Source organism: Hyphobacterium vulgare (genome assembly GCF_042643335.1).
Taxonomy (GTDB): domain Bacteria; phylum Pseudomonadota; class Alphaproteobacteria; order Caulobacterales; family Maricaulaceae; genus Hyphobacterium; species Hyphobacterium vulgare.
Map to the genome: position 1 here is coordinate 8,154 of NZ_JBHRSV010000020.1, position 21,733 is coordinate 29,886.

Consider the following 21,733-nt stretch of genomic DNA (forward strand, 5'->3'; position numbering starts at 1 on the left):
AATGAACTCACTGCCGTTGTCGACCCGGATCGTCCCGGGATACCCGGTCTGGCCACACACCCGGTCTAGCGTCTGAACGACATCCTCGCTGCGATAAGTGAACCGCGGATCCGCCACCGGGCAGTAGCGCGAATGCGTGTCCACCACGGTCAGGATGCGCAGCTTCGATCCCATGGCGAGCTGGTCGTGGACGAAGTCCATCGCCCACACCTCGTTCGGACCGGCCGCTTTCCGGCGGTCCTCGCGAAGCTTGGCTTTCACCCGCCGCTTGGGATGCTTGTTGCGCAGCTGAAGGCCTAACTCGCTGTAGATCCTGCGGGTCTTCTTGACGTTGATCACCCAGCCCGCGCGGCGAAGGAGGACGTGAACCCTGCGATAGCCATAGCGCACACGGGTCTCACAGATCTCCCTTATCCTCTGTTCGAGGCCGGCCTGGCCGGGTCGGCGGGACTTGTAGTGGTAGGTCGAGGTGTCGAGGGGGAAGAACCCGGCAGGCCCTTCGGATCGACACGCCCCAGTCCACCAGCATCCCGTCAACCAGCTCGCGCTTGCGGACAGGCCTTAGAGCTTTCGGCGGATGACGTCCTGCAACATCTCCCGGTCCAGCGTCAGGTCCGCGACGATCTTCTTCAGACGCGTGTTCTCGTCCTCGAGCTGCTTCAACCGGCGCATCTCGTCCGGCAGCAGGCCGCCATACTTGTTCGTCGGGTGATCGATCCACCGGATCGATCACTTCTCCTCCTCACTCCAGTTAAAATACGGCTGATGCCCGCCTTGCGGCAGATCTCCGCGACCGGCGTTCCAGTCTCACCCTGCTTCAGGATGAATGCCATCTGCGCCCTAATGAACTTAGATGCCTTCATGAGCGCCCGCTCCCCTCCCAGCCCAGGGAAACCTAGCGGAAAACTCCAACTTCTAACGATCCAGTTTTTACGGGGCAGAGCACGCGCTTTACTGGCGTGAAGCCCAGTAATCCGAAACGGCCCTTGAGATCATAACGGCCCTTGAGATCATACTGCGAACGCGGTCCGGTTCGCGTGTGTCGACAAGGACTTCGGTCAGAAAGTGATGGAGAAACCGTTTGGTGTCTGCGCTGCACAGCTTTGGCTGCGACGGATCGCAGATGCTGTCGAGATCAGCGGTCGTGGCGATCAAATGGGTCGCCCAGTGGTAATCGCAATGACCGGCCGTATAGACCGGCTTGAGGTGAACCAGCGCCTCGAAGCCGACCCCGCTGTTGACGCAGAATACGGCAACGCACGCGGGAAGGATGCGATGGATGGATGCCGACGTGATCGTCACACCAGGTCGATCCTGCGCATCCTGCAGCACGCGCCGTGTCTCAATGCATTCGCGTCCCGTCACCGGGTGGCGCGCTGCAAAGGGGTGCGGCTTGACGACCAGCGCGAAGCCGTGCCTGTCAGCCCAGTCCCTGACTGCCTCGTAGAATTCCACAAATCCGACCCGGCTGAGCTGCATCACCGTATCGTGACCCAGTTGCATGGGTAGGAACACGAAGGGCCCGGGCGGCGCATCAAACGTGTCGTCGCCCTGCTCGATCTTCGAGGCATTCCTGTCGACCGTATCCGCGAGAAGTTGTGTGTAGAAAGTCTCCGCCGCCACGCCGTCGCGCGATAGAGCGGCCGCGAAGATTTCTGGTTTATTGGCGACCTCGGCCCAGCCAGAATACCCAGTCCGATCGAAGTAGACGTAGTTCGGAAGATAGCTTTTCTTGATGTTCCAAACGTTCGGCAGGCTACTCCGTGTGTGTTTCGCAAAAAACACGACGCCATGTTCTTCCGTGGGTGGCGTTCCCGCTGGTACAATCTCAGGTACGAAGCCAAATTCTCGAAGCGCAGCGACGATCTGATCGTGGATGACCAGCCATTCGCCAAACCCCGGCTCTCGGTGCCAATTGCTTATGGCGTGCATCTTGAAGCGTAGTGCAGTGTTTTCTATCGCCATGCCGACCGTCACTCCCCAAGTATTCTACCAATTGACGTGAAGATCGCCGGACTTTGCCCGCTGGACAAGTACTTCTTGCCCTTGCCGGGGAACGTCTCGTCCCCACGTTCCTCGAACTGCCGAACCCACCGCCACAGCGGGGATGAGTTGCAAATCCAAATCTCTTGCCGCCTGATCCACACTCACGCCCGTTTCACAATCAGTTGCTCCGCCTCGCGCTTGTACTCGCGACCATAATGTCGTCGTGATATGCCTTTCCTACGGTTCCAAAAAAACCTAACTCGGTGTCCTCAAAGCCAGCAGCAGGCCAAAACCGTGCGCGTCGAGTGGCGAAGGCTCAGTCCGCGTCGTTGGCGCGCTTGATCGCATCGCAAATCAACTCGACTACAGGATCAACGAGCTTCCTCTCACCCTCGGCCATGACGCGGATCACGGGTTCGGTACCGGACTTGCGAACCAGGAGGCGGCCTTTGCCTTCAAGCTTCTTCTTTCCGCTTTCGATCTCGGACTGGACCACATCGGACTCCAAAGGGTCCTGGGCGCGATTAAAGCGGATGTTTTTCAATACTTGTGGAGCGGGCTTGAATACGGTCAGCAGATCGCTCGCGGGCTTTTGCGAGTCGACCAGCAATGCGAGCACTTGCAGGGCTGCAATGAGAGCATCTCCTGTTGTCGCAAAGTCGGACAGCACGATGTGGCCTGATTGTTCACCGCCGATATTGGATGCGCCGGCGCGCATGGCCTCGACGACATATCGGTCGCCGACTTGTGTGCGTTCCAATTCGATTCCGGCACTGTTGAGCTTCTGCTCGAGGGCGATATTGCTCATGACCGTGGCAACGATCTTGTCGCCATGAAGCTTACCGGCCTTTTTCCAAGCCAGTGCAATCAATCCAATAAGTTGGTCACCGTCCACGATGCGACCGGTTTCATCACAAAGGATCACACGGTCCGCATCACCGTCGAGTGCCACGCCGAGATCCGCGCGGTACTTCAGGACCTGCATCGACAGGTCGTTTGGTGCCACAGCACCGCAGTCCTCATTGATATTGAATCCGTCAGGCTTGTCATTGATCGGAATGACGTCCGCGCCAAGCTCCCACAATACACGTGGCGCCACCTTGTAGGCGGCACCGTTCGCGCAATCGACGACGATCCGAAGCCCGGAGAGACGCATCTGACGTGGGAAAGTGGCTTTCACAATTTCAATGTATCGGGCTTGTGCGTCATCGACGCGCTTGGCTCGGCCAATCGCGCTCGATCGTACAAGCGCCTCGGCTGGATCGGCCCCCATCAACGCCTCGATCTCCATTTCAGCGGAATCGGAAAGCTTGAACCCGTCTGGCCCGAACAGCTTGATTCCATTGTCTTGGTAAAGGTTGTGGGAGGCCGTGATCATCACGCCCAGATCGGCGCGCAGGGAACGCGTGAGCGTTGCGACACCAGGAGTGGGAAGCGGTCCGAACAGATTGACATCCATGCCCGCGCTGGTGAAGCCGGCGGTCAATGCGTTCTCGAGCATATAGCCGGACAGACGCGTGTCTTTGCCGATGACGACCGTATGGCGCCTGTCCTTGCTGCGACGGAAATATCGCGCGGTTGCCATGCCCAGACGCAGCGCCAGTTCCGCCGTGATCGGTGACTGATTGGCCGTTCCCCGAACGCCGTCCGTTCCGAAATAAGTTCTGCTCAAGGCGCGCTTCCTGTCGTTTTGTTGGTCCCCGGCAGCATGACCTGCCGCCGCGTGCTTTCCCTTCGGGGCAGCTTCCGCTAGCTGTGAGTCTAACGCTCACCTGTTTTTTCCAGGTAAACCCATAAAGTGAATGCTCAGCCTGATTTCCTACCGTATGCCCGCCAGGATGTCTCCCCGGAGGATCGGGCGGCCGTTGAAGCCATTCTCCGCTCGGACTGGTTGACGGGCGGTCCTGCGGTCGAAGCTTTTGAGGCGGTGCTCGCTGACGCTGTCAATGCGGGTCATGCCATCGCCTGTTCGTCCGGCACCGCAGCACTGCATCTTGCGCTCGCCGGTTTGGGAATTGGGCAAGGTGATACATGCATCGTGCCGGCCATCACCTTTGCGGCAACAGCTAATGCGGCCCGTTATTTGGGTGCCCGTGTGGTGTTCGCCGACGTCGACCCCGCGACAGGTTTGATGACCGAGGAAACGGTCGAGGAAGCGGTAAGCCGTGCAGGCGGATCGGTCAGCGCCATCTTGCCCGTTCACCTCGCGGGCCAATGCGCGGATGTTACGGCAATTCGTGAGGCATACCCGGACATTATCCTGATCGAAGACGCAGCCCATGCAATCGGAAGCGCTGAACGGGGCCGAACGGTTGGCTCAGCGAGCCATTCTGATGCGGTCTGCTTTTCGTTTCACCCGGTGAAAACGATCACCTGCGGGGAGGGCGGGGCTGTGACGCTTCGCGACAAGGAGATCGCTGACCGCATAAGGAGTTTGCGTAGTCACGGCATTGTGCGGAACCGGAATCCGAAGGGCGGCGCGACTTGCCGCTGGCACTATTCTCAAGAAGCCATGGGATGGAACTACAGACTGACGGATATACAGGCCGCGCTCGGTCGATCGCAATTGTCGCGCCTCGATACTTTCGTTGCGCGCCGGCGAAGTCTCGTTGCTCGATACGACTCGCTTCTCGGTTCGCTTTCCCCTGCCATTCGTCGACTTGGCCGTAGGGCCGAGTGTGATCCGTGTTGGCACCTTTATGTCGCTAGGATTGATTTCAACGCGTGCGGCACCAGTCGTGAAGCGGTCATGAACGAGCTTTCGAACCGGGGGATCGGCACGCAGGTGCACTATATCCCAGTTTATCATCACCCTGCGCACGGTTGCGGTGATAGCTTTTCGCTTCCTGGCGCGGAGGCGTATTACCAGTCCTGCCTTTCGCTGCCGCTATTTCCCGCGATGCGCGATGACGATCCCGACCGGGTTGTTGACGCGCTTCGATCGGTGCTGGGACTCTAGCCGAAGTCGATAAGATCGAACGACAGGGGAGTGCCGCGCTTGATCGGTTTGCGGGCGCGACCGGTCAGGACACGCGGCAACTCCTTCGGCGGTAGTCCATGCCCGGGTCGGATTGAGCGTACCGTCTCCGCGTTCAGCCTCTCTCCTGCCGCGATGTCGGCGACGGCGTAAAGCGATCGGCGGAACGCGACATTGCCACGTTCACTTCCGCGCGGATCGTAGGAAATCGAACCCAACGCCTCCCAAGCGGTGTGGCAGTCCGCCGCGAGTCGTTTCAACTCATGAGGTTCGATCGAGAAGTCCGCGTCCGGTCCGCCATCAGCCCGGTCGAGAGTGAAATGCTTTTCGATCAGCCGCGCCCCAAGCGCCACGGAAGCGACCGCGACAGCCGTCCCCAGCGTATGGTCGGACAGGCCGGGAACCACGTCGAACGCCGTGCCGAGATGAGCGACGGTCCGCAAATCCATCTCATGGGCCGGAGTCGGATAGGCCGAAATGCAATGCAGAAGTACAAGGTCCTTGTTGCCGGCACCCCGTGCTGTCGTGACCGCGGCCTCGATTTCGCCCAGGCTTGCCATCCCGGTGGAAATGATCAACGGCTTGCCGGTCCGGGCGCATTTCTCGATCAGGGGCAGGTCGACGATCTCGAACGAGGCAATCTTGTAGGCGGGCGCGTCGAGCGATTCCAGCAGATCGACAGCGGTCGGATCGAAGGGGCTGGAGAAAATTGTCAGTCCGCAATCGCGCGCTTCGGCGAACAGCCGCTCGTGCCAGTCCCAAGGCGTGTGTGCTTCCTGATAGAGCGCATGCAGCGTCCGGCCCTTCCATGGCCCATGTGGAATGATGAATTCCGGTCCGTCATGATCGAGCGTGATCGTGTCCGCTGTGTAGGTCTGAAGCTTGATCGCGTCAGCGCCGCTCTCAGCTGCGGCCGCGATCAGTCGCAAAGCATGATCAATCGAACCCCCGTGATTGGCCGACAATTCGGCAACAATATATGGCGGTTCGTTCTCCGCGATCCGGCGGTCCGCGATGAAGGCCTCGGCTCGCGAACTCATCGGATCACGCCGAGACAATGCGCGGCTTGACCGGTTGCATCGACGCGGACGCGGGCGCGCGTATCACTTCCGGATTGTGATTGGACGCATAGAAAAAGTCGTCGGCAACGGGGTGTGCCCCTTTCGCCATGTGGCGGAGCCGCGCGTCGATGTGCTCAGGTGAAAGCAGCGCGAACCGGTCCTGCAACTCGATTGTGTTCAGAACGTCATCACGACTGATCAGTGCTTCGTGCAGCTTTTCGCCGGGACGAATGCCGATAACCCGAGTCCCCAGATCGGGTGCCAGCGTCCGGGCAATGTCGAGCATCGACATCGTCGGGATTTTGGGCACGAAGACTTCGCCGCCAAACATCATCTGCAGCGACGACAAGGTGAAGTTTACCGCTTGGGGCATGGTAATCCAAAAGCGTGTCATCCGCGGATCAGTGATCGGAAGTTCGTCTGCGCCTTCCGCGATCAATCGTTCGAAGAATGGGATGACCGATCCGCGCGATCCCACAACATTGCCGTAGCGAACCGAACAAAAAAGCGGTCCTCCTGGCCCTACGTCAAGCGCAGCTGCCGACATGACCTTCTCTGCGGCCAGTTTCGAGGCCCCGTATACGTTGACGGGACTTACGGCCTTGTCGGTCGATATCGAACAGACGCGCGATACTTTGTTCCGGATTGCAGCGCGTACAACATTGATGGCTCCATCCACATTGGTACGCAGACATTCGGCGGGATTGCGCTCAGCTATCGGCACGTGTTTCAGCGCTGCGGCATGAACGATGACATCGACGTCTTTGGTGATTTCCTCGAGTCTGGAGGCATCGCGAACATCTCCGATCGCAAATTTGACGAACGGGAAGTTGTCGCCCAGCTCGTGGGCCATCTCGAACTGTTTCAGCTCGTCGCGCGAGAAAACGATCAGGCGTTCTGGGCGGTAGTCCCGACAGACTCGTTCCACGAAAGCGCGGCCATATCCGCCCGTGCCGCCTGTAATGAGAACTGACTTCCCATCGAGATCGACGACCGGTTGATCAAACGGCCGACTGGCGACCAATGATGAGATGTCCTTCATGTTCCCCGCACCGATCGCTGCGAATCAAGCGTTTCAGCATTAAGGAATCGGCATGAAGGGTATCGGACTGGTTAATCGATGGGCGTTTTAGATCAGTCCGCCAAAAGACGCAGGTGCTCGCGCTGGGCGACGACCTTGGCGCTCGAAGCGTCGGTGAGTGTCACCGGATTGTTGCTCGAACAGAGGGAGAAGTTTTCTTCAACCCTCACCGCGCCCGCTTTGATGTAAATATCGCGTTCCGCGGTTCGATTGGCCCGCAGAATAACATATCGATGTTGGTAATCGAGTACGTTGGAAGCGACGTCAGTCGCGATCAGCTGTTCGTGCAATCGCTCGCCCTCGCGAAGACCGGTAAACGCGATCTTGAGGCTTGGAGCCATGAAGCGTGCCAGATCAACCACAGCCATAGAACGGAGCTTCGGCACGAAAATCTCACCACCCTTTGCAAAGCTCAGCGAGGAAAGAGCAAAGTTTACAGCTTCATCGACCGTGATCCAGAAGCGAGTCATGCGTTGATCTGTAACCGGTAGCGTATCGGAGCCGTCTCTAATCAGCTTGTCGAAGATCGGAATCACCGACCCGCGTGAGCCTACGAAATTGCCAAATCGCACAACATGGGTACGCGGTCCGCCGGCAACTTCCGTTCCGAAGGGGCGGGCTGTGGCAATTTTCTCTGCGGCGAGCTTTGAGGCGCCGTACATGTTCACAGGCTGAACAGCTTTGTCGGTCGAAACCATGGACACTGCCGTCACCCCGCAACGCTCTGCGGCATGTATGACATTCTGTGTGCCCTGCGCGTTCGTTCGCAGGCATTCCATCGGATTTTGCTCCGACAGAGTGACGTGTTTCATTGCAGCGGCGTGAATGACGACGTCAACATCTTTCATTGTCTCGATCAGGCGATCGAGATCGCGTACGTCTCCGAGCACATACCGCAGGAAAGGGTAGTCGGCCGGACTTAGCCGCCGTGCCATCTCGAACTGTTTCGACTCATCTCGCGAGAAGACGATCAACCGGCTCGGTTGGAACTGCCTGCAAATGGTCTCGACGAGGCGAGATCCAAAGCACCCGGTTGCCCCGGTAACGAGAATGGATTTGTCGGTGAGATCGGCTACCGGGTGGGCGTACAAGCCGGTCTCGAAAACCGGATCCATATCCGGAACGTGGACCATAACTCCCCTCACCCATTTCACTATTAGTGCCGCGGTTCTAAACGGCCGATTTCGAAATGCAAGCTTTGTGATCGTCGATATGCATTTGATAAACTTTCTGAACGAACGAATTGTAACACTTTCAACCCGAAACATCCTAGAAACCAAGAGTGTGGCGAAGGTGCCACATTCCCGATTTGATGATACAGCCATGCTTCGTCGATGACCCGCGCGACAAAACGAGGGGGTGACGGGATCGGGAAATCCGATCGCCTATCGGACCGTCGGAAGATCTATAGTTCGGAAAACAAGTCGTGACGCTCGTTCCGATGCTCAATCGCATCTTTCGGCAGCGCGTTCCGTCTTGATTTTTGCCAATGAGTTGACGCCTAGCGCGCGCCCTTCAGAAGCCGCTCGCCCCAGACACGGATGAATTCCGCCCGGTCCTCCAGCACACGAGGCGACGGGGCCCCCCGGCTCTGGCTTTCCAGATGCCCCAGTCTGGCCGCCGGTTCGAACACATTGATCAGACCCGCCCGCTCGGCGCGCAGGCAGTAATCGACATCGCTCATTTCCACGGCGAAGTTTTCCTCGAACCCGCCGAGCGCCTCGAACACTTTTCGCGAGGTCGCCAGGCAGGCCCCGGTCACGGCGTCGATGCGGCGCGCACGCTCCGTATACGGTCCTTTGACGCGGTGACGCGTCATCACGTGGTCGGTCAGACCGTGCACGCCGACCTTGATCCCGGCATGCTGGATCGTGCCGTCGGGATAGGTCAGCAATGCCCCCGCGGCGCCGATCCCCCGCTTCATCGCCCACGCCGCCAGCCGCCCCAGCCAGCGCGGATCACCGCCGATCACGTCATTGTTCAAAAGCACGAAGACATCGCCGGTTGCGGCGCTGGTCCCGGAATTGATCAGGCGCGAGAAATTGAAATCGCCGCCGTCGCGGACGACGATGGCATCTGACCGTGCGTCGAGCCCCTTCAGATAGGCCAGCGTGTCGGCTTCGACCGACCCGTTGTCGACCACGACCAGTTCGCGGTCCGGCCATTGCGCGGCGTCGAAGGCGGTGGCGATCGCCTGCTTCAAGAGGTCCAGCCGGTCGCGGGTCGGGATGATCACGCTGATCTTCGTGCCGGTCTTCAGAGTGGGCGCGGGGTCGAGCCAGCGCGGCGTCGCCAGGGTCGCCCGGGAGCGGGCGGGGCGTTTCGCGCCCTCAAGTCCGATCACCCGGGCGAGATCGCGCAAGCCCGCATACATTGCGGCGCAGGCTTCCACCCTGAAATTCAGCCGTGCGCCCGCCGGTGTGACCAGCGGCACGATGCGGATCGCCCCCGGGCAGGGCAGGCCGTTGATCCGCCGGCTTTCGCCGGCCTCCATCCGCATCGGGATCAGCGCGGCCAGAGCGCCGCTATCGCTGTCGAACACCTGCAGGCCGAGGTGGACGGGGCCGCCATGCCTGTTCGACACTTCGATACGGACACGCCCGCTCGGCACGTCGAGCGCTATTTCCGTATCCGGTGATGTCGCGCTAGAAGCGGCCATGGGCAGCAGTTACCCCGTCCGTGCGTGCCGGGAAAGGTCAGGAGTTGAAGGAGTCATGACGAAGATCCGTAAAGCCGTTCTTCCGGTTGCCGGCCTGGGCACGCGTGTCCTGCCCGCGACCAAGTCGATTCCCAAGGAAATGCTGCCGGTTTTTGACCGCCCGGCGATCCAGTATGTCGTGGAGGAAGCGCGCGAAGCCGGGATCGAGCACATCGTTTTCGTTACCGGCCGCAACAAAAGCGCGATCGAGGACTATTTCGACCGCGCCTATGAATTGGAAGACACGCTGCGCCTGAAAGGCAAGATAGACTTATTGAACACGCTCGAGGCCGAAGTGCCCGAGGCGGGCTCGATGAGCTTTGTGCGCCAGCAATCCCCGCTCGGCCTCGGCCACGCGGTCTGGTGCGCCCGCGAACTAGTCGGCAAGGAGCCCTTCGCCGTCCTCCTGCCGGACGTGATCGTTCGCGCCAAGCCGGGCTGCCTCGCCCAGATGGCCGAGGTCTATGCGCGCGAAGGCGGCAATGTGATCGCCGTCGAACAGGTGCCCGAAGACAAGGTGTCGAGCTATGGCATCATCGACCCGGAAAGCCGCGACGGCCGTGTGATGAAGATGCGCGGCATGGTGGAAAAGCCGTCCCGCGAAACCGCGCCGTCCAATCTGTCGATCACCGGGCGTTACATCCTCCAGCCGGAAATCTTCGGTCTGCTGGAGAACCAGGCCAAGGGCGCCGGCGGCGAGATTCAGCTGACCGACGCGATGGCGACGCTGATGACGCGCCAGCACTTCCACGCGATTGAGTATGAGGGCGAAAGTTATGACTGCGGCAACAAGGCGGGCTATCTGCGCGCCTTCGTCCGATTCGCGCTCGATCACGAGGAAGAAGGCCCGAACGCCCGCGCCGTTGTCGAACAGGTGCTGAAGGACCGCTAGCTTCGGCGCTCCGCAGCGCGGCGCTGCAATTCGTCTTCCAGCCGCTGGATCCGCTTGTCGAGAATCGCCACCGGCGTGACTTCCCGGTTGAGTCGCTCGAACTGCGACGCCTCGGTGAAGCCGGACACGATGCGCCGCCAGGACGCCGCCGCCGGGCGGATCAGGATCGCCCACAGCACGGCGTGCAGGAAGGCCGTCTTCACGGCGACCTCGACGCCATAGCGCGCCCAGTCGGCTCCGGTCTGCGGGTCGTGGACGACATACTGGAAGACGGCGAAAAAAACCGCGATCGCGCCGGCATAGACGGCGTGGACGGACAGCCAGGGATTGGACCTAGCCGGCAAGCGAGCGCGCCTTTTCCCCCCGCCAACCGAGATACCAGTCGGCAAAACGGGCGATCCCGTCTTCCAGCTTCACGACCGGCTTGTAGGCATAGGCCGTCTCGAGCGCTGACGTGTCGGCATAGGTCAGGCTGACATCGCCGGGCTGCGGCGGCAGGTGTTCGATCTGGGCGCTACGGCCGAGCGACGATTCCAGCGCCTTGACGAGGTCGGTGGTCGGGCGCGGATTGGAACCGCCGATATTGAAGATGCGGTGCGACTTGCGCGCCGGTGCGTCGGCACAGATGCGGGCCAAGCATTCGACCACGTCATCGACATAGGTGAAGTCGCGGCGTCCGCGCCCGGAATCGAACAGCGGCAGCTTGCGGCCTTCCATGATCGCTTCGGCGAACTTGAAATAGGCCATGTCGGGCCGGCCCCAGGGGCCATAGACTGTGAAGAAGCGCAGCCCGGTCGCCGGCAGGCCGAACAGGCTGACATAGGATTCCGTCATCATCTCGCCCGCCCGCTTCGTCGCGGCATAAAGCGAGGCCGGATGGTCGACCGGGTCGCTTTCCTTGAACGGACCTTCGCGCTCGCCATAAACCGAACTCGACGAGGCATAGACGAGATGGCCGAGCCCGTCGCCGAGCGCGCGGGCAGCCTCGAGCACCGACAGATGGCCCTTGAGATTCGAATGTTCGTATTCGAACGGATGGTCGAAACCGTAGCGTACTCCGGCCTGCGCGGCGAGATGCAGGATCCGGTCGGGTCGCAGCTTCAGAACCAGCGCTTTCAGGGCGGCATCGTCGGCGATATCGAGATCGCGCACGGCAATGCCGAATTCGGCCTGCAGCGCTTCGGCGCGGCCGCGCTTCAGGGCCGGGTCGTAATAGGCGTTGAAACAGTCGACCCCAGTCACGGACCATCCGTCCGCCACCAGTCTGCGGCAGGCATGAAACCCGATGAATCCGGCTGCGCCGGTGACAATAATGGACGCCATGTCTGGACCCCGCACGTCGGGCGCGTAACCTAAGTGGGGTCCGCTTTATGTCAATTCATGCCGTCCAGCTTCACATGGCATGTAGGATCGCTGTGCTATTCGCTGTAGCTATCGGACGGTCATCGACGCGAACACGGATTCAGCGTTTGGAATTGATAGCGCGCGTTGAAAGAAATCTAGTAGCAGAATAAATGCCGAATAGTAAAATCATATAATAATATGAGCCTAATAATTGATCATGAAAAATAAAGTCGACGTTGCTGTAGTTGTCGTGGCCTACTCAAGCCGCGAGTGGATTTCTAAGTGCCTGTTGGCTTTGTCAGAGCAGACCGTGACTCCGAGCGAGGTTATTGTCGTCGACAATGGCTCTCCAGGAGGGAAAGCATTACGCGCTGAGGATTTGCCATCATTTGTTAAGTTTCTAAAAAACGACAGCAATCTGGGCTTCGCAGTCGCCAACAACGAGGCGGTGAAACTTACCAAAGCGCGATGGGTCGTGTTCCTGAACCCCGATGCGTTTCCCGAACCGACGTGGCTGGAAGAGCTTCTGGCAGCGACACATAGATGGCCTGACGCGAGGATATTTGGGTCAACACAAATTAAGCATGGTGAGCAGGACCGCTTGGATGGCGCAGGTGACGCCTTTCACGTGTTTGGCCTGCCTTTTCGGAGCGGCTTTGGTAATGCGCGTAGTCGTTTGCCAGAGGAGGGGGAAACATTCTCCGCGTGCGGCGCCGCTATGATGATCGACCGTTCCTTATTCGAACATTTGGGCGGATTCGACGATCAGTATTTCTGTTACTGCGAAGACGTCGACTTAGGGTTTCGGGCAAGGTTGTTGGGTGAACAAGCCGTACAGGTTCGTAACGCAGTCGTTCATCATGTAGGTTCAGCGTCATCGAGCAGGTGGTCGGCTTTTGCAGTCTACCATGGAACTAGGAATAGGATTTGGGTTTACTTTAAATGCATGCCGATGCCTTGGTTGTGTATCATGTTGCCGTTCAACATCCTGGCGTCCGCAGCATTGTTTGCCCTGTCGATTCGGCGGGGAGCCGCAATTGCGTATCTGCGCGGGATTCTTGATGGGGTCACAGGCCTGAATCGTGTGTGGCCAAAGCGAGCTCCTTTACAGACGGGCCGAAAGGCTAGGGTCAACGACATTATGCGGATGATGGTGTGGAATCCCGCCGTACTGTTGACGCGTTCACCGCAGATTATTCGGCGTACCTCGGCAACGGATACAGATTAGAAATTGCCGTCAACGATAGAGCATCCTTGAAAAGAAAGGGGCCGCATAATGTGCGGAATTGTCGGGATTGTCGGGGAAATCACGGTGGCCGACCGACTGATCGAAGGGCTGCGCCGGGTCGAATACCGCGGTTACGATTCCGCGGGAATCGCGGTCGCGGGCCGGGACGGTCATGTCGAACGCCGCCGGGCGACGGGCAAGCTGAAGGAACTCGACAGGGTCCTGGATGCCAACCCGGCTGACGGGGTCACCGGTATCGCGCACACGCGCTGGGCCACACATGGTGCGCCCACCGAGACCAATGCCCACCCTCACCGCGCCGGGCGCGTCTACGTGGTTCACAATGGCATCATCGAGAATTTCCGTGAGTTACGCGACGAAATGGAGGCCGCCGGGCGACGATTCGAGACCCAGACTGACACGGAGGTCGTCGCCCAAGTAATCGACTACGAACTGGAGAAATCCGGTGATCCAAAGGCAGCCTTCGAAGCCACGCTTCATCGTCTGAGAGGCGCGTTTGCGCTCGCCGTTTTGATCGAAGGCATGCCGGATCTGATCATGGGTGCGCGTGAAGGCGCGCCGCTCGTTGTGGGTTTCGGGGAAGGGGAGGGCTTTCTCGGATCCGATCCGCTGGCACTGGCCCCTTTTACGCAACGCGTCGCCTACCTTGAAGAAGGCGACTACGTCTTCGTCACGAAAAGAAAAACCGAGATATTTGATCGCAAAGGTCAGCCTGCGCGTCGCCAGGAAAAGCTGGTCCAGCTTTCCGCCGCGCTCGCGGAGAAGGGCAATTACCGGCACTTCATGGAAAAGGAGATCCATGAACAGCCGGAAGTCATCGCCCGCACACTGACCCACTATGTCGACCCGTTTCGCCTTGTCGTGCGACCGTTTGAAAGCATCGATTTCAAGCAGTATGACCGTATCCTGATAGTCGCTTGCGGCACCGCAGGCTATGCCGGCCAGGTGGCGGGCTACTGGATTGAGCAGATCGCCGGCATGCCGGTGCGCAATGAAGTCGCGTCGGAATTCCGATATCGCGACCCAGCGGTTTCGAAGCGGGACCTGGCCTTGTTCATCTCGCAGTCGGGCGAGACCGCCGACACGCTGGCGGCCATGCGTTTCTGCAAGGATCGCGGCCTGACCACTGCCGTCGTGGTCAACGCGGCGCACTCGACCATGGCGCGTGAGGCGGACATCGCCCTGCCGACCCTGGCCGGCCCGGAAATCGGCGTGGCGTCGACCAAGGCCTTCACCTGCCAGCTCGCTGCTCTGGCCATGATCGCCATCAATGCCGGGCGCGCGCGCGGCCATATCGATGCCAACCGTGAAAAGGAACTCGTGACCGGCCTGCTCGAGGCGCCGCGCGACGTGTCCAAGGCGCTCGAGATGGAAGACGAGGCGAAGCGCATCGCTGGCGAACTGACGCAGTCGCGTTCCGTCCTCTATCTCGGACGCGGAGTGTACTACCCGCTCGCCCAGGAGGGCGCGCTGAAACTGAAGGAAATCTCCTACCTTCACGCCGAGGCTTACGCTGCGGGCGAGCTGAAGCATGGTCCCATCGCCCTGATCGAGGAAAACCTGCCCGTCGTGGTCGTCGCGCCGCACGACCATCTCTGGGACAAGACCATGTCCACCATGCAGGAGGTGGCCGCGCGCGGCGCCCGGGTGATCCTGGTGACCGATTCAGCCGGTCTGGCCGCCTGCGACGTGAAGCGCGAGGATGTGATCCTGTTGCCCGATTGCGCCCCGATCGCTTCGCCGATCGTGGCCGCCGTCGCGATCCAGCTGCTCGCCTACCATGCCGCCGTCTACAAGGGCACGGACGTGGACCAGCCGCGCAATCTCGCGAAATCGGTGACTGTCGAATAACGAAACCATTCGTGAGTTGGTAATTCGGTCGGGGCACACGTATAGCGCGGCAGACACTCGCCGACTTGCGGTCCCGGGAGGCCTATTGCCATGACCGACATGATCCCCTTCATCGATCTCGGCGCGCAGCGCGACCGCCTCCGGTCAAAGCTCGATGCCGCCATCGCCGGCGTGCTCGACAGTGGCGCCTTCATTCTCGGACCGCAGGTCCGCGAACTGGAAGCGCGCCTGGCCGATTTTGCCGGTGCGCCAATCGGTCTGGCCTGTGCCAACGGCACCGATGCCATCGTGCTGCCGCTGCTGGCGATGGGAATCGGCAAGGGCGATGCGGTCTTCGTGCCGTCCTTCACCTTCGCCTCCTCGGCCGAAGTCATTCCGTGGACCCGCGCCACACCGGTCTTCGTCGATGTCGACCCGGTGACCTACAACATGGATCCGGAGAGCCTGAAGGCCGCCATCGACATGGTGAAGGCCGAGGGCAAGCTGCGTTCGGCGGCCGTCATCGCCGTCGATCTGTTCGGCCAGATGGCCGACTACCCGGCGATCAAGGCGATCTGCGACGAGCACGGGATGAAGCTCATTTCCGATGCGGCGCAGGGCTATGGCGCGACGCTGAACGGCAAGCATTCGATCGAGTGGGCCGACGCGCTGACGATCAGCTTCTACCCGGCCAAGCCGCTCGGCTGCTACGGCGATGGCGGCGCGGTCCTCGTCAAGGACCAGCACATTGCCGACCTGATCAAGTCCTACCGCGTGCACGGCGAGGGCAAGGAACGCTATGAATACGCCCGCATCGGCCTCAATTCGCGCCTCGACACGCTGCAGGCGGCCATCCTCCTGGTGAAACTCGACGCATTCGCCGAGGAATTGGTCCTGCGCCAGAAGGCGGCCGACGCTTATGAAAAGGGCCTGAAGGGCGCGGTGAAGACACCGCAACTGGCTCCCGGCGCGACCTGCACCTGGGCTCAATACACGGTCGAAGTCGACGACCGCGATGCCTTCCGCTCCTACCTCTCGGCGCGCGGCGTGCCGACGGCGGTCTATTATCCGATCCCGCTGCACATGCAGACGCCGTACGCGCCCTTCCCGGTCGCGCCGGGCGGTCTGCCGGTGACGATGAAGGTCTGCGACCGCGTCGTCTCCCTGCCGATGCATGCCGACATTCGCGGCGAGGACCAGCAGCGCGTGATCGAGGCGGTCCAAGCCTATGCCGCGGAGCGCGCGGCGGCCTGATTTCGCGGCGCCGCAGCCGTGACAGCACAAGCGGTTTGCGCCATGGTCCGCCCCCGGATGGACAGGGGAGTCGGGTGTGTCTGACGACGCGCTTTCACAAACGCTGAAGGATTACGCCGACCGCTTCGCGTCGGGACAGCGCAGCCGCGCGCGCCCGCTCTCGGCGCATCTGAGGGCGCTGGAGGCCGAAAGCCTGCACGTCATGCGCGAGGTCGCCGCTGGCTTTGCCAATCCGGTGATGCTTTATTCGATCGGCAAGGACAGCGCGGTGATGTTGCATCTGGCGCTGAAGGCCTTCTGGCCGTCGCGCCCGCCCTTTCCCTTCCTGCACATCGACACGACGTGGAAATTCCGCGAGATGATCACCTATCGCGACACGCTCGCGAAGGCGCTCGGCCTGACGCTGTACACCCATACCAATCCGGACGGGCTGGCGCGGGGCATCAATCCGATCACGTCCGGATCGAATCTGCACACCCAGGTGATGAAGACCGAGGCGCTGCGCCAGGCCCTTAACGCGCACGGCTTCGACGCGGCGTTTGGCGGCGCGCGCCGCGACGAGGAGAAGTCCCGGGCCAAGGAACGCATCTTCTCCTTCCGTGACGCCAATCACGGCTGGGATCCCCGCAGCCAGCGACCGGAACTGTGGAACCTCTACAACACGCGGATTCGCAAGGGCGAATCAATCCGCGTCTTCCCGCTTTCGAACTGGACCGAGCTCGATATCTGGCAATACATCCTCGAAGAGGACATTCCGATCGTGCCGCTCTATTTCGCGGCGCAGCGCCCGGTGGTGGAGCGCGACGGCACGATCATCATGGTGGATGATGACCGGCTTCCGATGCGCGCCGGCGAGACCCCCGGAACGCGCACCATCCGCTTCCGCACGCTCGGCTGCTACCCGCTGACCGGCGCGATCGAGAGCGACGCCGCGACCATCGAGGACATCGTGATGGAAATGCTGACGGCGCGGACGTCGGAACGCTCCGGCCGGCTGATCGACCATGACGAGGCCGGCTCGATGGAGAAGAAGAAGCGCGAGGGTTATTTCTGATGTCCGGCGCCGAACGCTCCGCCCTGATTGACCGCCTGTCGCGCTCCGGCTCGAAAGGCGTGCTGCGCTTCATCACCTGCGGCTCGGTCGACGACGGCAAGTCGACCTTGATCGGCCGCCTGCTCTACGATTCCAAACTCCTGTTCGAGGACCAGCTCGGCACGCTGGAACGCGATTCGAAGAAGCACGGCACGACCGGCGGTGACATCGATTTCGCCCTCCTGCTCGACGGGCTCGAGGCCGAGCGCGAGCAGGGCATCACGATTGATGTCGCCTACCGATTCTTCGCGACCGAGAAGCGCAAATTCGTCGTCGCCGACACGCCCGGGCACGAGCAATACACGCGCAACATGGCGACCGGCGCGTCGACCGCCGACGCCGCCATCATCCTCGTCGATGCGCGCAAGGGCGTGCTCACCCAGACGCGCCGCCACACCTGGATCGCGCACATGATGGGCATCCGCCACATCGTGCTGGCGGTGAACAAGATGGATCTCGCCGAATACAGCCGCACCCGCTTCGAGGAGATCCACGGCGCCTACCGCCAGGCGGTCGCCAGCCTGTCGTTCGAGACCATCACGCCGATCCCGATGTCGGCGCGCTTCGGCGACAATGTCACCGCGCGTTCGGAACGGATGGACTGGTATTCCGGCCCGGCCCTGCTGGAATTCCTCGAAGACCTGGAGGCCGGATCGGGGCTGGCCGGCCAGCCCTTCCGCTTCCCGGTCCAGTGGGTGAACCGCCCGAACCAGAATTTCCGCGGCTTTTCCGGCACGATCGCCTCGGGCCGGGTGCAGCGGGGCGACGCGATCGTGATTGCCCAGTCGGGTGCAGCGGCCCGTATCGAGCGGATCGTCACCGCCGACGGGGACCTGGATTCAGCCGGCGCCGGCGACGCGGTCACGCTCGTGCTCGACCGCGAGGTGGATGTGGCGCGCGGCGACATGATCGTCCCGGCCGACGCCCGCCCTGACGTGTCCGACCAGTTCGCTGCCGAAATCCTGTGGATGAACGAGGCCGAGTTGCTGCCGGGACGCTCATACCTCCTGAAGGCGGGCACTGCGACCGTCCCGGCGACGATCACGACGATCAAGCATGGCATCGATGTGAACACGTTCGAGAAGGAGCCGGCCAAGTCCGTCGCCCTCAACGGCATCGCGCTGTGCAATCTTTCGACGGGCCGCCCGATCCCCTTCGATCCGTATGATGACAATCGCGCCACGGGCGCCTTCATCCTGATCGACCGCTTCTCCAACCAGACCGTCGGGGCGGGGATGATCCGCCACGGCCTCAGGCGCGCTGATAACATCCACGCGCAGGCCATGGACATCACCAAGACCGAGCGCGCGCGGATGAAGGGCCAGAAGCCGGCCATCATCTGGTTCACCGGACTGTCGGGCGCCGGCAAGTCGACCATCGCCAACATCGTCGAGAAGCGGCTCAGTTCCGCCGGTCACCACACCTATTCGCTCGACGGCGACAATGTCCGCCATGGCCTCAACAAGGATCTCGGCTTCACTGACGCCGACCGGGTGGAAAACATCCGCCGCATCGGCGAGGTCGGGAAACTCTTCGTCGATGCCGGCCTGATCGTGACCTGTTCCTTCATCTCGCCCTTCCGTGACGAGCGCCAGATGGTCCGCGAACTGGTGGGTTCGGACGAATTCATCGAGGTCTTCGTCGATGCGCCGATCGAGGTGTGCATGGCGCGCGATCCGAAAGGCCTCTACCGCAAGGCCCAGGAAGGCCGGATCAAGAATTTCACCGGTTTCGACAGCCCCTATGAAGTGCCGGAATCCCCGGAAATTCACCTGCACACGGCCGATCTTTCGCCCGAGGATGCCGCCGAGCGCGTTATTGCGATGCTGCGCGACATGGGGCGGTTGGGCTAACGCCGCGCCTTCGCGATAAACGGACCATTGCGGTATCCGGCCTCGGCCTTGCCGTAGAGAAAGTCCGTGCCGTCCGGCCGGATCACATGCCCGCCTGCGGCGTGCAGCACGGCGTGACCGGCCGCCGTGTCCCACTCCATCGTCGGACCGAAGCGCGGATAGACGTCGGCCTTGCCTTCCGCCAGCAGGCAGAATTTCAGTGAGGAGCCGGCGGAAACCGCGTCGGTGACGCCGGCCTGGTCGGCCCAGGCCTTCGTTTCGTCGTCGAGATGCGACCGGCTCATCACCGCGACGAGATCCTTGCCGATCCGGTCCCGGCCCGAGACCGGGACCAGCAGGTTCTCGCGCACATCGTCACCCGCCGAAACCGGCCCGGCATAGGCCCTGCCACCGCCGCAATAGAGCCTTTTCAGCGCCGGTGCGAAGACGCAGCCGGCGATCGGCCGGCGATGATGGATCAGGGCGATATTGACCGTGAACTCGCCATTGCGATTGACGAATTCCCGCGTACCGTCCACCGGATCGACCAGGAAGAAATGATCCTCCGTATCCGGACGGACGCCGGCTTCGAACTGTTCCTCTGCGAGGACCGGTATGCCTGGAAAGATGCTTTCGAGCGCCTCGAGTATGATCGCCTCGGCGCGCTCGTCGGCATCGGTCACGGGGGACTTGTCGGACTTGGCGCGGGCCTCGAAATCACTGTCATAGACGTCCATCACGGCGACACCGGCGCGCGCGGCGATCTGCGCCAGCGCCAGGGCGATCTGGTCGGGTTCGGCGGCGCGTCTCAGCGGCATGCGAGGGTCCTTGTCCGGCTTCTCCGCCGGTTTCTATGGCGCACCGGCCAGGGCGGCGCAACGCGGTGTGCGTCGCGAAACCGACATTCTTCATCCATTGCTTGAACTTTCACCCGCAAAACGCGATTTTGCGCGCCATGATGAATACCGAGTCCGAGACCGATCCGCTGGATGCCGCCCTGTCCCGCTTCGATTCCGCCCTTGAGCGGGTCGAGAAGATGACCGCGCGCCTCAGATCCAAGGCCGATGCCGCGTTGAACGCGACCGAGGAAATGGGCGCCTATGACGCCGATCGCGCCCGGCTGGCCGACGCGCTCGACGAGGCCCGCGCCCGAGAAACGGCCCTGGTCGAGGCCGCCGAGGAAGCCTCGATGGCGCTGGACGGTGCGATCCGCGACCTGCGCGCGGCCGCGATCGCCGTCGAGGATGACGAGGACGACGCCGACGAGGAGGAGGCCTGATGGGCAAGGTTTCCGTCACCATCAATGGCCGCGCCTTCACGATCGGCTGCGAGGAAGGCCAGGAAGCCTATCTGCGCGATCTCGCGCGGCATCTCGACGGTCACATCCGCGACCTGTCGGGTCAGGTCGGCCAGATTGGCGACCTTCGCCTGCTGCTGATGGCATCGCTCGTCGTTGCCGATGAACGCCGGGAGGCCGTGCGCCGGGTCGAAACGCTCGAGGCCGAGGTCGAGACGCTGAAGGCCGCCGACCGGGGCCGCGCCGAAGCACTGAGAGCCGACCGGGAACGCCTCGCGCTCAGCATCGACCGGGCCGCCGAACGGCTCGAAGCCCTGTTTGCAGCGTCTGACACTTGAGTATGGACCCGCGCCGCGCCACATATCGCGTTGGCGGTATCTGCGGCGCGCGTTTGGGTCTACCATCCCGCCGACCGTACATCTCCTATAGGGAGCTGCCTCTGCCCGGGATCGTGGTCCCACGCACGCGGCGCCCACCTGACTTGTCAGGTCGTAGGGGAAGGTTACGATCCGACGGCGCAGGTGGAGCCGCCACATGTTTCTGAGCTGGCGCAAGAAGCAGGCACGCAAGGCCGCCCAGGCCCGGCGAATCCTCGCCCACAGGACACACCCGGATGCCGGCCGCGCGCTGGTGGCGCATTTCCCCGACGCACTCTGGCCGGCCATTGGCACGGTGGTCGCCGGCTATCGCGCCTTCGGGCCTGAGATCGATGCCGGTCCTCTGATGGAATCCTTCCACCTCGAACAGGTCCGACTGGCGCTTCCGCGTGTCGTGGGCCGGGGCCAGCCGCTGACTTTTCACCACTTCTCGCCGGGTGACAGCCTGATCAAGGGGCCGTTCGGCGTCGAGGAACCGGCCGAAACCGCCGACCACACCACACCGAAACTCGTCCTCGTGCCCCTGCTCGCGGCCGATCTCAGGGGGTACCGGCTCGGCTATGGCGCCGGCTATTACGACATGACGCTGGCCGCGCTGCGCAAGGCCGGATCCGTGACGGCGGTCGGGCTCTGCTATGACGAGCAGATCGTTGCAAAAGTCCCCGCCGGCAGGCTCGACGAACCGGTCGACTGGATTGTCACCGAACGGCGCGCAATCCGCATCGCCAAATGAAAACGCCCCGGACCGTGCGGTCCGGGGCG

The 21,733-nt window shown here is 61.8% G+C and carries 19 protein-coding genes, 1 other RNA gene and 1 pseudogene; 11 read left to right on the forward strand and 10 right to left on the reverse strand.

Annotated elements, in window-relative coordinates:
- From ACFOOR_RS10860 to glmM, 3 genes and pseudogenes are all read right to left on the reverse strand, one after another.
- A pseudogene (locus ACFOOR_RS10860) lies at positions 1-863 on the reverse strand (IS3 family transposase); the annotation flags it as partial.
- 88 nt (positions 864-951) lie between these two features.
- Entirely contained in the window at positions 952-1,965 is a 1,014-nt protein-coding gene (locus ACFOOR_RS10865) for a capsular polysaccharide export protein, LipB/KpsS family (protein WP_343164754.1), read from the reverse strand.
- A 337-nt stretch (positions 1,966-2,302) separates the two neighbouring features.
- The gene (gene glmM, locus ACFOOR_RS10870) at positions 2,303-3,658 is read right to left on the reverse strand and encodes a phosphoglucosamine mutase (protein ID WP_343164753.1); all 1,356 of its coding nucleotides are present in this window, start codon (positions 3,656-3,658) and stop codon (positions 2,303-2,305) included.
- Between the two features lie 126 nt (positions 3,659-3,784).
- Here glmM and pseC point away from each other — a divergent pair, with 126 nt between their 5' ends.
- Positions 3,785-4,945 (forward strand): UDP-4-amino-4,6-dideoxy-N-acetyl-beta-L-altrosamine transaminase, encoded by a 1,161-nt coding sequence (gene pseC / locus ACFOOR_RS10875; RefSeq protein WP_343164752.1) that lies wholly within the window; start codon positions 3,785-3,787, stop codon positions 4,943-4,945.
- Here the strand turns inward: pseC and pseI are convergent.
- From pseI to ACFOOR_RS10895, 4 genes are all read right to left on the reverse strand, one after another.
- Positions 4,942-6,003 (reverse strand): pseudaminic acid synthase, encoded by a 1,062-nt coding sequence (gene pseI / locus ACFOOR_RS10880; RefSeq protein ID WP_343164751.1) that lies wholly within the window; start codon positions 6,001-6,003, stop codon positions 4,942-4,944. The two genes, pseC and pseI, sit on opposite strands and share 4 nt — an antisense overlap.
- A 4-nt stretch (positions 6,004-6,007) precedes the next feature.
- Positions 6,008-7,066, reverse strand: coding sequence for a UDP-N-acetylglucosamine 4,6-dehydratase (inverting) (pseB, locus tag ACFOOR_RS10885; RefSeq protein WP_343164750.1), 1,059 nt, complete (start codon positions 7,064-7,066; stop codon positions 6,008-6,010).
- A gap of 92 nt (positions 7,067-7,158) precedes the next feature.
- The gene (locus tag ACFOOR_RS10890) at positions 7,159-8,238 is read right to left on the reverse strand and encodes an SDR family NAD(P)-dependent oxidoreductase (protein ID WP_343164749.1); all 1,080 of its coding nucleotides are present in this window, start codon (positions 8,236-8,238) and stop codon (positions 7,159-7,161) included.
- 368 nt (positions 8,239-8,606) lie between these two features.
- Positions 8,607-9,764, reverse strand: a complete 1,158-nt coding sequence (locus ACFOOR_RS10895; RefSeq protein ID WP_343164748.1) for a glycosyltransferase family 2 protein — start codon at positions 9,762-9,764, stop codon at positions 8,607-8,609.
- A gap of 55 nt (positions 9,765-9,819) precedes the next feature.
- Between ACFOOR_RS10895 and galU the strand changes: the two genes are divergently transcribed.
- A complete protein-coding gene (galU, locus tag ACFOOR_RS10900) occupies positions 9,820-10,695 on the forward strand; it encodes a UTP--glucose-1-phosphate uridylyltransferase GalU (protein WP_343164747.1) in 876 nt (291 codons plus the stop codon).
- Here the strand turns inward: galU and ACFOOR_RS10905 are convergent.
- Both ACFOOR_RS10905 and ACFOOR_RS10910 read right to left on the reverse strand, forming a co-directional pair.
- Positions 10,692-11,039, reverse strand: coding sequence for a hypothetical protein (locus ACFOOR_RS10905; protein ID WP_343164746.1), 348 nt, complete (start codon positions 11,037-11,039; stop codon positions 10,692-10,694). The two genes, galU and ACFOOR_RS10905, sit on opposite strands and share 4 nt — an antisense overlap.
- Positions 11,029-12,018, reverse strand: coding sequence for an NAD-dependent epimerase/dehydratase family protein (locus tag ACFOOR_RS10910; RefSeq protein WP_343164745.1), 990 nt, complete (start codon positions 12,016-12,018; stop codon positions 11,029-11,031). Before ACFOOR_RS10910 ends, ACFOOR_RS10905 begins: the two co-directional genes overlap by 11 nt.
- A 238-nt stretch (positions 12,019-12,256) precedes the next feature.
- On the opposite strand from ACFOOR_RS10910, the gene ACFOOR_RS10915 reads away from it, so the two are divergent.
- The 5 genes from ACFOOR_RS10915 (at position 12,257) to cysN (ending at position 19,318) form a co-directional block, all read left to right on the forward strand.
- On the forward strand, positions 12,257-13,267 hold the full coding sequence (locus ACFOOR_RS10915; RefSeq protein ID WP_343164744.1) for a glycosyltransferase family 2 protein: 1,011 nt from the start codon (positions 12,257-12,259) through the stop codon (positions 13,265-13,267).
- A 48-nt stretch (positions 13,268-13,315) separates the two neighbouring features.
- Complete coding sequence (gene glmS, locus ACFOOR_RS10920) at positions 13,316-15,139, forward strand: glutamine--fructose-6-phosphate transaminase (isomerizing) (protein ID WP_343164743.1); 1,824 nt, start codon at positions 13,316-13,318, stop codon at positions 15,137-15,139.
- Positions 15,140-15,229: 90 nt separating this feature from the next.
- Positions 15,230-16,372: a DegT/DnrJ/EryC1/StrS family aminotransferase gene (locus ACFOOR_RS10925; protein WP_343164742.1), complete on the forward strand. Its 1,143-nt coding sequence runs from the start codon at positions 15,230-15,232 to the stop codon at positions 16,370-16,372.
- Positions 16,373-16,574: 202 nt separating this feature from the next.
- Entirely contained in the window at positions 16,575-17,426 is an 852-nt protein-coding gene (gene cysD / locus ACFOOR_RS10930; protein ID WP_343164821.1) for a sulfate adenylyltransferase subunit CysD, read from the forward strand.
- Complete coding sequence (gene cysN, locus ACFOOR_RS10935; RefSeq protein ID WP_343164741.1) at positions 17,426-19,318, forward strand: sulfate adenylyltransferase subunit CysN; 1,893 nt, start codon at positions 17,426-17,428, stop codon at positions 19,316-19,318. The genes cysD and cysN overlap by 1 nt, the downstream gene beginning before the upstream one ends.
- Here cysN and cysQ read toward each other — a convergent pair.
- The gene (cysQ, locus tag ACFOOR_RS10940; RefSeq protein ID WP_343164740.1) at positions 19,315-20,115 is read right to left on the reverse strand and encodes a 3'(2'),5'-bisphosphate nucleotidase CysQ; all 801 of its coding nucleotides are present in this window, start codon (positions 20,113-20,115) and stop codon (positions 19,315-19,317) included. The two genes, cysN and cysQ, sit on opposite strands and share 4 nt — an antisense overlap.
- Before the next feature lie 137 nt (positions 20,116-20,252).
- On the opposite strand from cysQ, the gene ACFOOR_RS10945 reads away from it, so the two are divergent.
- The 4 genes from ACFOOR_RS10945 to ACFOOR_RS10955 all read left to right on the forward strand — a co-directional run bounded on the left by ACFOOR_RS10945 (position 20,253) and on the right by ACFOOR_RS10955 (position 21,704).
- Positions 20,253-20,576, forward strand: a complete 324-nt coding sequence (locus ACFOOR_RS10945; RefSeq protein ID WP_343164739.1) for a DUF4164 family protein — start codon at positions 20,253-20,255, stop codon at positions 20,574-20,576.
- Entirely contained in the window at positions 20,576-20,932 is a 357-nt protein-coding gene (locus ACFOOR_RS10950; RefSeq protein ID WP_343164738.1) for a cell division protein ZapA, read from the forward strand. The genes ACFOOR_RS10945 and ACFOOR_RS10950 overlap by 1 nt, the downstream gene beginning before the upstream one ends.
- 34 nt (positions 20,933-20,966) lie before the next feature.
- Positions 20,967-21,126: non-coding RNA, 6S RNA (ssrS, locus tag ACFOOR_RS15280), on the forward strand.
- 2 nt (positions 21,127-21,128) lie between these two features.
- Positions 21,129-21,704, forward strand: coding sequence for a 5-formyltetrahydrofolate cyclo-ligase (locus ACFOOR_RS10955; protein ID WP_343164737.1), 576 nt, complete (start codon positions 21,129-21,131; stop codon positions 21,702-21,704).
- Positions 21,705-21,733 lie beyond the last annotated feature (29 nt).